The 10,298-nt window shown below is 46.3% G+C and carries 11 protein-coding genes; 6 read left to right on the top strand and 5 right to left on the bottom strand.

Going from position 1 to position 10,298, the window contains the following annotated elements; genetic code table 11:
- Nucleotides 1–89 precede the first annotated feature (89 nt).
- Nucleotides 90–1,538 carry a RecQ family ATP-dependent DNA helicase gene (locus tag QUB37_RS13600; protein WP_333162731.1) on the bottom strand — a complete coding sequence of 483 codons (1,449 nt, stop codon included), beginning with the start codon at nt 1,536–1,538 and terminating at the stop codon, nt 90–92.
- A 169-nt stretch (nt 1,539–1,707) separates the two neighbouring features.
- Here QUB37_RS13600 and QUB37_RS13595 point away from each other — a divergent pair, with 169 nt between their 5' ends.
- A complete protein-coding gene (locus QUB37_RS13595; protein ID WP_333162728.1) occupies nt 1,708–2,538 on the top strand; it encodes a phytanoyl-CoA dioxygenase family protein in 831 nt (276 codons plus the stop codon).
- Between the two features lie 271 nt (nt 2,539–2,809).
- On the opposite strand, the gene QUB37_RS13590 is transcribed toward QUB37_RS13595, so the two are convergent.
- Entirely contained in the window at nt 2,810–3,193 is a 384-nt protein-coding gene (locus tag QUB37_RS13590; protein WP_333162726.1) for a hypothetical protein, read from the bottom strand.
- Nucleotides 3,194–3,226: 33 nt separating this feature from the next.
- On the opposite strand from QUB37_RS13590, the gene QUB37_RS13585 reads away from it, so the two are divergent.
- Nucleotides 3,227–3,397, top strand: coding sequence for a hypothetical protein (locus QUB37_RS13585; protein WP_333162723.1), 171 nt, complete (start codon nt 3,227–3,229; stop codon nt 3,395–3,397).
- 237 nt (nt 3,398–3,634) lie between these two features.
- Nucleotides 3,635–4,189, top strand: a complete 555-nt coding sequence (locus QUB37_RS13580; RefSeq protein WP_333162736.1) for a M23 family metallopeptidase — start codon at nt 3,635–3,637, stop codon at nt 4,187–4,189.
- 155 nt (nt 4,190–4,344) lie between these two features.
- On the opposite strand, the gene ftsH is transcribed toward QUB37_RS13580, so the two are convergent.
- Entirely contained in the window at nt 4,345–6,279 is a 1,935-nt protein-coding gene (ftsH, locus tag QUB37_RS13575) for an ATP-dependent zinc metalloprotease FtsH (protein ID WP_333162721.1), read from the bottom strand.
- 458 nt (nt 6,280–6,737) lie between these two features.
- Here ftsH and QUB37_RS13570 point away from each other — a divergent pair, with 458 nt between their 5' ends.
- Entirely contained in the window at nt 6,738–7,283 is a 546-nt protein-coding gene (locus tag QUB37_RS13570) for an NADPH-dependent FMN reductase (protein ID WP_333162734.1), read from the top strand.
- A gap of 167 nt (nt 7,284–7,450) precedes the next feature.
- On the opposite strand, the gene QUB37_RS13565 is transcribed toward QUB37_RS13570, so the two are convergent.
- A complete protein-coding gene (locus QUB37_RS13565; protein ID WP_006635545.1) occupies nt 7,451–7,681 on the bottom strand; it encodes a hypothetical protein in 231 nt (76 codons plus the stop codon).
- 132 nt (nt 7,682–7,813) lie between these two features.
- Between QUB37_RS13565 and psb32 the strand changes: the two genes are divergently transcribed.
- Complete coding sequence (psb32, locus tag QUB37_RS13560; protein ID WP_333162719.1) at nt 7,814–8,536, top strand: photosystem II repair protein Psb32; 723 nt, start codon at nt 7,814–7,816, stop codon at nt 8,534–8,536.
- Nucleotides 8,537–8,595: 59 nt separating this feature from the next.
- Here psb32 and QUB37_RS13555 read toward each other — a convergent pair whose 3' ends face one another.
- The gene (locus tag QUB37_RS13555; protein WP_333162717.1) at nt 8,596–8,979 is read right to left on the bottom strand and encodes a DUF4346 domain-containing protein; all 384 of its coding nucleotides are present in this window, start codon (nt 8,977–8,979) and stop codon (nt 8,596–8,598) included.
- A gap of 333 nt (nt 8,980–9,312) precedes the next feature.
- On the opposite strand from QUB37_RS13555, the gene dcm reads away from it, so the two are divergent.
- Nucleotides 9,313–10,275, top strand: coding sequence for a DNA (cytosine-5-)-methyltransferase (gene dcm, locus QUB37_RS13550; protein ID WP_333162716.1), 963 nt, complete (start codon nt 9,313–9,315; stop codon nt 10,273–10,275).
- The last annotated feature ends 23 nt before the right edge of the window (nt 10,276–10,298 follow it).

Below are 10,298 nucleotides of genomic sequence, written 5' to 3'. Positions count from 1 at the left end.
ACTGTAATTAACTCATAATTTTGCCGGAAATATCATTCTACTATGTATTTGTGTAATTAATTGTGTCTGACTACTTATAATCGTCAATTCTATCGACAATTGTCGCAGTGGCCGCAGCGCATTGATGTAGCTTCCTTGGTAAAACCAAAAGCTTGCAGCAAAAATTGCCACCTACACTCGCGATGTTTGAGATATTTAGCCATTTCTTCCGCTGCGCTAAAGTTTTGTTTTTCGCCTTTTTGCTGTGGAGATTTATTAATCGTATAATTAAAAGGATCTTGCCATGTTAATTGTCCGCTACTGTGCAAGATTGAAAGGGCGATCGCACTTTCGGGAAATTCCCGCCCCACAGCATCTACATCACCTTTAAGTGGGAGTTTTTTGGCTAATTGCTGAGCTTCTCGGTATTGCGATCGCAATTTATCTTGAAAAAATTCCTTTCTTTGTTTATCTTCAGGATAAAGCAAACCCGTCGGTTCGCTAATCAATGTCAGGGCGATCGCCGATTTGCCGTCGCGTCCGCCTCTACCAATTTCCTGAATGTATTCCGATAATAGCAAAGGTGCTTGAAAGTGAACAACCCACCGGACATCGGGTTTATTAATTCCCATTCCGAATGCTGAGGTACAAGTCACAAATTTAAGGTCATTGTTCAGCCAAGCTGTTTCTATTTTTCGTCGTGATTCTGGACTCAAACCCGCATGATATGCTGCGGTTTCATAACCTGCTGCGTCCAACAAATCCGCCAAGTTTTCGCTATCTTTTCTAGTGCGGACATAGACTAAACCTGCTTGTTTTGGTCGAGCCTTAATAAAATTTAATAACTGCTGCTTGCGTCCTCTCGGCGTCCAGACTGTCTGCACTTGCAGGTGCAGATTAGAACGGTAGGGACTTAGCAGAAATGCTTCGGGTTTTTGCAGTTGCAAGACATTTTTGATTGTCTGCTGTGCTTCCGGGTTGGCGGTAGCGGTGAAAGCTGCGATCGCAATTTTACTATTTGCTGGTTTAGCTTTTAACAAAGCAGATCGCACTGTTCCCAAACGGCGGTAAGCTGGTCGAAAAGTATCACCCCACTGTACTAAACAGTGAGCTTCATCTAATATTAAACCGTTGATTTGGATGTGTGGCTGACTGATAATTTCCCAAACAGGTTTGCTGAGTAACGTTTCAGGAGACAGGTACAGCAATCTTAATTTGTTTTGTTGCAGCGACTGCATAGTTTGTCGGCGCTGCGCTGTTGGCAGTTGACTGTGGAGGAGGGAAGCGGGAAGATTGCGATCGCGCAATTCTTGTACTTGATTTTCCATCAGTGCGACTAACGGCGAAACTACCAACGTTAAGCCTGTTTGTAACAAAGCTGGCAGTTGAAAGCAAATTGATTTGCCACCACCTGTAGGCATAATTATAATTGTATCTTTTCCGGCTAATAAACTGCCGACTATTTCTCCTTGGGGTGGTCGAAAGTCGTCGTATCCCCAGATTTTTTGGAAGGCGGCGCGGGCTTGATTTAATGATGTTGGTTCTGGTTTGTATTTCATTTGATTTATCCCCAAATCCGACGTAATGTGAGCAGTGCGTGCCCTACATAATTAAATTTTGTGTAAGTCCTGATGTACCAATAAATCGGCTGGCTGGTTTCATAGTATGCAAGTATCGAGCAGAATAAGTGTTAATTTAATAACAGTTAATAATTTTACTTTTTGAATTATGAACGCAAGCACGTTAAGCGAAGTTTTCAGCTATCGACAAAAAACTTGTGATCTTTTCGATACCGCAGGTCTAGCAGAAGCAGTGCATGAAGATGGTTTTGCGCTGATTCCTGGTGTACTCAGTCCCTCGGAAGTGGCGCAAACAAAGGAAGCACTCGATCGCCTGCAACCCTTTGGACTCGATGGTAGCAGTTGGAGTGAATTGAACCAGCATTTTAAGTGCGTTTTTAATCGCGATCGCCTGTGGCTCTCCTATGCCGATCGACCGGGTATAATTGAATTAGCAGAAGCATTAATGGGCAGCGATTGCCATATTATCGGCATGACTGCGTGGAAAAGCGGGCCCGGTTATGATGGTTGGCGCGTCCACGTCGATCAGGTGTTTGTACCCGTGCCCGAAAGCGTGTTTGCCGTTACCGCAGCCCTCGGAGAGGATCGCACTTTTCAACTACCAGTATGGATTTGTACAGCCCATTTCTATCTCAGCGACATCGCAGAAGACCTCTGTCCTACCTACATTATTCCTGGTAGTCATAAATCTGGTCGAAAACCCGATCGCGGGGAAGAAACTTGGAACGGACACTCCCCAGAACCAGTTTTGTGCAAAGCTGGAGATGTGTTATTTTTCCGCAGTGAAATTTGGCATTCCGGCGGCAAAAATACGACCACAGATGGAACTCGCTACTTACTGCAAGTGCATTATTCCCACCGCAACATCGCGCAGAAATTTTCGCCTTGGCCCTGGCAGTTCAATCCCGAAATTATCGCTACCGCTACTGAACGGCAACTGCGGCTTTTAGGCAAACATCCTGAGTCAAATTACGGTTAAAATACATGGCTAATTCTGTTTGATAACCTGTATAACAAGCCTTAGAAGAAATATGAACACCATCTATTCTCTTCTATTCCTTTCTCTTTTCTTCTCTTTCTCTGTGTCCTCTGCGCCCTCTGCGGTTCATCAAAAAAAATATCTGTCATATAATGTCCAAGTTATTTGAGACTTGGAGTTTTGGATTTGAGATTATCATCCATTCTAGAGGCTGGTAAATCTCCGAATATCTTGAGCAATCCAAAATCCAAAATCCAAAATCCAAAATCCCCTAAGACTCCTCGCCGTCTCGGCGGCCGAGCTCGTACACGCCGCCGCCAATACAGGCGATCGTACCCATAGATACCGCCCAACCAGTGCCCAGAGACAATTCGACGCCCCAATTGCACAATCCGCCCACAATCAAAAAGGGCAGAATGCTCAACAGCGAAGCGTAAAAGGCATTTTGGGCTTCTCTGGCTTGGCGGGTTCTTTCAAACTCGGCTTCCGAGGTGTAGAGGGATCTCTCGGCAAAATTCATCCAGCGGTTGAGTTGCAGGATCACCCATTCTGTAAGGGGCGACAGCCCCCAGTACAGGGCCAAAGACCACAAAGACGCACCGGCGATCGCAGTTGCATCTATCGCAAAACTAAAAGGAAAAATTTCAGTAAGCATTGCTTGATGTGTGTTATGAATTTGAAATTTTGGATGACATCCAAAATCCCGGAACTAACTAACTATAGTGTCAAGCAAAAGCTCGATCGAATTCAACTGCAGCAGGAATTCCTCGGCCAATTTTTTTTATTACCCCTGGCTATTTACCCGGAAGCCTTGACACCGGTTTTGGATGGAGTAAGATACACGTTGTTATTAAACTGATTCGCGATCGCGGGTAGGGTTCAAAGCCAATCTTGCAGCGAATTGGCATAACTTACATCTTGCACCTCAGAAACGGGCCGGAAAGCCCGCCCCTAAAAGCTTTATTGACATTGGTGCAAGATGTAAGCCTAACAGACAACGCAAACTCCCACACACATTTAACTTTGAGCCGTGAAAAAAATCCTGCAAGACTCTAGAGGCCCGCTGACGGCAAAACGCTTTTTTCGTCTCAGACAGATGCTGCTGCTGGCACTTTCGATCGGCATTGTGTTGATCAGCCCTTATTTGCAGCAGCAGGTGGTCAAAGCTCAGTCAGGCTTACCAAGCAGAGTAGCGACGGGTAATTTGTGGCAAGAAGCTTCTTTTCCAGTCGAAAACTTTGAAACATACACCTCCGCCTTCGGGCCCCGTGGCGGCGATTTTCATTACGGTTTGGACTTGGCCGCCCCGGAAGGCAGCTATATCCGCAATTGGTGGGGCGGGCAAATTGTGGAAGTTTGGGAAGATGGCCGGTGTGGCACTGGTATGGTGGTGCGATCGGGAAATTGGGAACACATCTACTGTCACCTTAGAGGCCGAGTGCTAACGGCTAATGGAGGGCGTTATTATACCGATCGCGAAGGTACCTTGCAAATTTGGCAAGGTCAAACAGTGCCTGCGGGTGCGAGAATTGCCAGAGTTGGGATGACCGGCCGCACCAGTGGCCCTCACTTGCACTGGGGATTGAAGTACGGCGGCCGCTGGGTAGACCCGGCTTTGGTATTGCGGGAAATGTACTCCCAACAATCTTAATTGGTCATTAGTTAGTAGTCATTAGTCTTTAGTTAGGAGTCATTTTTATTGGTTTGTAGTAAGGACTAAAGTCCTTATTTTTTCGAGAATGAGGAATAAAGTCCTCACTACAAACTTGAATAACTAATGACTAATGACTAATGACTAATGACTCTTTACGTTGGCGCCAACTCTTTTTTGGTCAACTCGGTGTAGCGAGCGACAATTTTGCGGAATTCGTCGCCGTCGATCGTTTCTTCCTCCAACAGCGCTTCGACAAGTTTGTCTACCAAAGCGCGGTTTTCGCGGATTATTCGGCGAGCTTCTTCGTAGCAGTCAAAGGCAATTTCCCGGACTTGGCGATCGATCTTGATTGCCATGTCTTCGGAATACTCCGATGGCGAATTCCAGTTCTGCCCCAAAAACACCTCATTGTTGGGACTTTCAAAAGCCACAGGCCCCAAATCCGACATTCCATAAAGCGTTACCATCTTCCTAGCGAGATTGCTGACTTGTTTGATATCGCTGCTGGCACCCATAGTTACTTCAGCATCGCCGTAAATTTCAGCCTCTGCCGCCCGTCCCCCCAAAGCTACTGTAATCTGGCTTAACAGCCAAGCCCGACTCATCAAACCTTCGCTGTCGAGCATTTCCTCGTCGAGAACCAAGGTAACAAAGCCTCCGATGCCGCCGGAACGCGGAATAATCGTTACTTTTTCAAGTGGATCGGCGTTTTTGAGCATGGTCGCGACTAGGGCGTGTCCGATTTCGTGGTATGCTATCATCCACTTTTTCTTGCTGTCCAGCAGCGGATTGAGCGTAAGCCCGATCGTGATCCGGTCGATCGCATCGTGAACTTCTAAGTTACTAATCGTGTCTTTGCGACGCCTCGCAGTGAGAATAGCTGCTTCGTTGAGCAAGTTTGCCAAGTCAGCGCCGGAAAAGCCGGGAGTGCGGCGGGCGATCGTGTCTAGGGCAACTTCTGGGTCGAGTTTTTTGTTGCGCGCGTGAACTTGCAAAATCCCCAAACGCCCTTTGTAACTGGGTAAATCTACCGTTACTTGTCGATCGAACCTGCCTGGCCGCAGCAGGGCGGTATCGAGCACGTCGGGCCGGTTAGTAGCTGCAATCACAATCACGCCGCTGTTACCCTCAAAGCCGTCCATTTCTGTCAGCAACTGGTTGAGAGTTTGTTCCCGTTCGTCGTTGCCGCCGCCGATACCAGCGCCGCGCTGCCTTCCTACGGCGTCTATTTCGTCGATGAAGACGATGCAGGGGGCATTTTCTTTAGCTTTCTTGAACAAGTCGCGGACGCGGGATGCGCCAACTCCGACAAACATTTCGACAAATTCGGAACCGGAGATGCTGAAGAAGGGGACGGCTGCTTCGCCTGCGATGGCTTTTGCCAGCATTGTTTTGCCGGTTCCGGGAGGCCCGATTAACAGAACTCCTCTGGGAATTTTGGCGCCGATGGCGTTGAAGCGTTCGGGTTTTTTGAGGAAGGTTACGACTTCTTGCAGTTCTTCTTTAGCTTCTTCGATGCCTGCTACGTCGTCGAACATCACGCCGGTTTTGGCTTCCATTTGGAAACGGGCTCTGGATTTGCCGAAGTTCATGGCATTTCCTTGAGATTGGGTCGATCGGCGCAGGATTGCCATCAGCACTGCCAACACTGCAAAAATCACTAGCAAGTTTACTACTAAACTGACTGCGGCGGCGTTGTCGGCTGTTTGTTTGACTTCAAAGTCAATCTTTTTGGCGCGGATTTGCGAGTACAGTTCTCGGTTGTTGTAGTCGAACAGACTAACTGATTGGGTTTGATCGCTTTTTTGATTTTTTAGCCTAACCTTGGCAATTTTTTGAGTTTCGTCTACTTCGACTCTACTGACTTGCCCTTTTTCTATGTTGTCGATCAGTTGGCTGTAACTCATGGTGTTTGGCGCGCTGTCGGCAAACACCGGGGTCGAGAGCAATATTCCTTGAGAAATCACCAAACTGCCCAGGATGCGCCAAAGATTCCGTCCTGGAATTGATTTTTTAGGATTCTGGCTCGACTTGTCTTTGTTTACAGCTAGATGCCCCAGCCATGCGTGTTTCCAAGAATTTTTCATATTGCTTTGCCCAAGGTTGAAGAGTGCCAAGATTGACCGCTTTTGGTTTGCTACGTTCATTTATTTTAACAAGATGGCGGGTGTTGGATGGGTTTATCTCTCGCGGGCATCTTAAGAAACCCCTCAAGAGGGGGGGTTTTGAATCCACGGCTGCTCAAGAAACCGGGTTTTTTACCTCATCTGTGGGCTATAACCCAGGATTTTGCTCAAATAACCTGGTTGCTGGGCCCCCTCCACTGAACTTACCCACGGCTGCTCAAGAAACCGGGTTTTTTACCTCTTCTGCGGGCTATAACCCAGGATTTTGCTCAAAAAACCGGGTTTGTGGGCTCCGTCGGTAAATCTCAAATCTCAAATCTCAAATCTAAAATCGATTGACAGTTGCCGATCGAACTTGCTATGTTAATCATACTCGTAATGAGTACGTTTTAGTAAAGCAGTTATTGTTTTTAAGCTTTATGGTAAAAATTGTCGGCATTGGTGGAAGTTTGCGGGCTGGCTCCTACAGCCAGTTAGCGTTGAAGGTGGCAGCAGAACGGGCCGAGGCCCTGGGCGCGGAAGTTGAAATATTCGATTTGCGATCGCTCAATCTGCCATTCTGCAATGGTGAGAATGATTATATCGATTACCCGGATGTGGAAAAGCTGCAGAATGCGGTTAAGCAAGCCGACGCCTTGATTTTGGCAACGCCGGAGTATCACGGTAGCGTCAGCGGTGCTCTCAAGAATGCCCTGGATTTGATGAGTTTTGAGCATTTGGACGGGAAAGTTGCGGGTGGGATTAGCGTTTTGGGAGGGCAAGTTAACAACAACGCACTCAACGATTTGCGAACCATTTTGAGATGGGTGCACGCTTGGGTAATTCCCGAACAAATTGCGATCGGACAAGCTTGGAAAGCTTTTAGTCCTGATGGTAAATTGTTAGATGAAAAACTGTCTGAAAGGTTCGACGCATTTGCTCAAAGTTTAGTAGAAAATACGCGGAAATTGCGAGGAATTTCCTAATTGTATCTCAGGAAAAATGCAGTCTTGGACGCAACTGGCATAGTCTTTGGGTGCGTCCCTTCCCATAATTTCTCGATTTGAAGAGGTTTTTTCTCTACCAGAGCAACCTACAAGCTGTAATCTTAACAGTCAACAGCCAACAGTCAACAGTCAACATTCAACTGACTTCAAAATGGCATATCGATCATGTCTCCGAAAGGATGGGGTACGTCGATCGGCATTCTTCCGGGTTTTGACTCATATTTGTCTATCCACTTTTTGGCCAATTCCAAAGCTTCCTCCTCAGTCTTGGCATTTTGGACGGCGACGTGGCGGTTGCCGCGGCTATCCCAAACCTCGACGTAGAAGACTTTCTGGGATTGAATAATCCAACCTTTATAAGTGTCTGCTGGTTCCATAGTTAGAATCCTAAAATAATCGGGCAGGGAGTTCCACTGGCTAGCTAATTGTAAATATTGACCTGTGTAAAATGAATTTTACGGGGGTTTCTATAGTATTTTTGGAAAAAAGTCAGTTTTACGGTTAACCTCATGACCAGACTCCTGAAGCAATTATTTAACTGGAGAAAATATCTCCAACCTTTGGCGGCGGCGATCGCGATCGCCCTAATCGCATCCCAGATGGCGGTATTGCCGGCATTGGCGACTGGCGTTTACGAAATACCGGTGTTGTCAGCGGGCGATCGAACTTGGGTGTTCGACAAAGGCGACGTGCTCAGCCGCAGCAGCGAAAGCAATATCAGCAGCGTGCTCGACAACCTGGAAAACAAAACAGGGAAACAAGTCCGATTTGTCACCATCCACCGCTTAGACTACGGTGAAACGGCTGCCACTTTCACCGACCAACTGTTTGAACAGTGGTTTCCCACAAAAGAAGACCAGACTAATCAAATTTTACTCGTTCTCGACACTGTTACCAACAGCGCGGCAATTCGCACGGGGGAAGGGGTGAAATCCCTGCTAACCGATGAAATTGCCCAGAGTGTGGCTGGGGAAACCGTGCAAGTGCCGCTGCGGGAAGCCAATAAATACAACGAGGCATTTGCGGCTGCAAGTACGCGCATTGCAACTGTTTTGTCGGGCGAACCCGATCCGGGTGCTCCTGAAGTTGTTGACAACATTCAAGTTGAAGGCACGTTTAAAAAAGCTGAAGAAACAGACCAAGGCAATGCCACAGTTGTTGTGGTTGTGCTGTTGGTATTGGCGACAGTGATTCCGATGGTGACTTATTTCTGGTATCAAGGTTTTTCGTGATCGGTGCTGCTTGCATCCGATCGGTTGCCGTTTTGTCCCGAAATTAAGGCAGGGCTGCACTAATCTTGAACGTATTCTCGATCGCTCAACAATGCAATTTCTGCCCGTACAAATTCCCGTCCCAGATAAGCCGCGTGATCTAACATTGTCACCGGGCTGGGGCGGGTTTCTTCTAGGATTTTGACACAAAGTTCTTTGGCGGTTCTGCCGGTAAAAAGTGTGACCTCAGTGCGTTCTACTTTGCCGCGGGCGGGGATTGGTTTACCAGTTTCGGGATCGACGGCGAGGCCTCGATCGTCGATGATGTTGGTGAAATGTTTGGCACAAATTAAGCTGGTTTCGCGATCGAGATAAATGATGAAGTAGCCGCCCGGATCGAGGTCGAGGTGGCGTTTGGATAGCTTGTCATCGATTGCGGTGAGGTTTTCCAAGGTTTGACTCATGGTTGGTAAAAGGAAGTAAACAATAACTGTAATTTTTGCTGCTATTTCTAGTTTAGTCGGCTGCGGGACAAGTTTGGGACATTGGTTGGTTGAATGCGGGGGAAATTTCGGGCGATCGACATTCTACGCGATATCTGTGGGGACACAGCCCAGGCTAAGTCCGGTTCGGGCTTCTGAGACTTTTAATGATTGGTATAAGATTGAGGACTGTAGCAAAACTTGTTGAAATTGATAGAATGAACCGCAGAGAACGCAGAGAACACAGAGTCAAATAATAGAGAGGAACAAAATCTGTTATCATTGGGGTGAGTATTTTTTGGGATTAAATTATAAATGAACTTTATAGATTTATTTGCAGGAATAGGAGGTTTCCGACAAGGTTTTGAAAAAATTGGCTTTAAATGCGTTTTTTCCTGCGAAATTAACAGCAAATGCCGACAAGTTTACACGGAGAATTTCGCTGATGTTCCTTTTCCCGATATCAGTAACATCAATCCCACCGATTTAGCAGACTTTGAGATTTTAGTCGCCGGGTTTCCGTGCCAACCTTTTAGCATCTGTGGCAAAAAGTTGGGTTTTGAAGATACTAGAGGTACGCTATTTTTCGAGATTTGTAAAATTATCAAAATCAAGCAGCCTAAAGTTATCGTTCTCGAAAATGTCAAGCACTTAATCCATCACGACAAGGGAAATACCTTAAAAGTAATTATTGCCAGTCTGGAAGATTTAGGATACAGCGTGAATTACAAAATGCTGAATGCTAAAAACTTTGGAATTCCTCAACATCGTGAAAGAATATTCATTATTGCAACTAAAGGTAAAGAATTTAATTTTTCTCGACTTAAAAGCAAGTTTCCTCCGCAACTCAGGGAATTTCTAGACAAGACAGGAGATTTTGAAATATTGGACAAATCAGAGTATACTTTAATTGATTATCCGAGAAAGCAAGATTCGGGACTTTTGTTTGTAGGTTACAGAAATAAAGGTACTTGGAAAACTGGCGTGAGACCAAATACAGAACATTTATCGAGAGTTCACAGACAGCCTAATCGCATTTATTCGGTAGATGGAGTGCATCCGACAATTCCTTCGCAAGAAACATCAGGCAGGTTTTTTATCTACATTCCTGAGCAAGATATGGTGAGAAAATTGACGCTGAAGGAATGTTACCGTCTTATGGGTTTTCCTGAAGATTTTAAGAGTTATCCGAGTGCGGGGGAAAGTTACAAGCAAATTGGGAATTCGGTTTGTGTGCCGGTTGTGGAGGCGATCGCGCAAGAAATACTCAGCGCTTGAAACCGCCGAGTATTATCAGGGGC

Origin of the sequence: Microcoleus sp. AT3-A2 (assembly GCF_036705685.1) — a bacterium.
Classification (GTDB): Bacteria; Cyanobacteriota; Cyanobacteriia; order Cyanobacteriales; family Microcoleaceae; genus Microcoleus.
The sequence above is the reverse complement of the archived record's forward strand: the minus strand, read 5'-3'. Positions and strand labels throughout refer to the sequence as shown.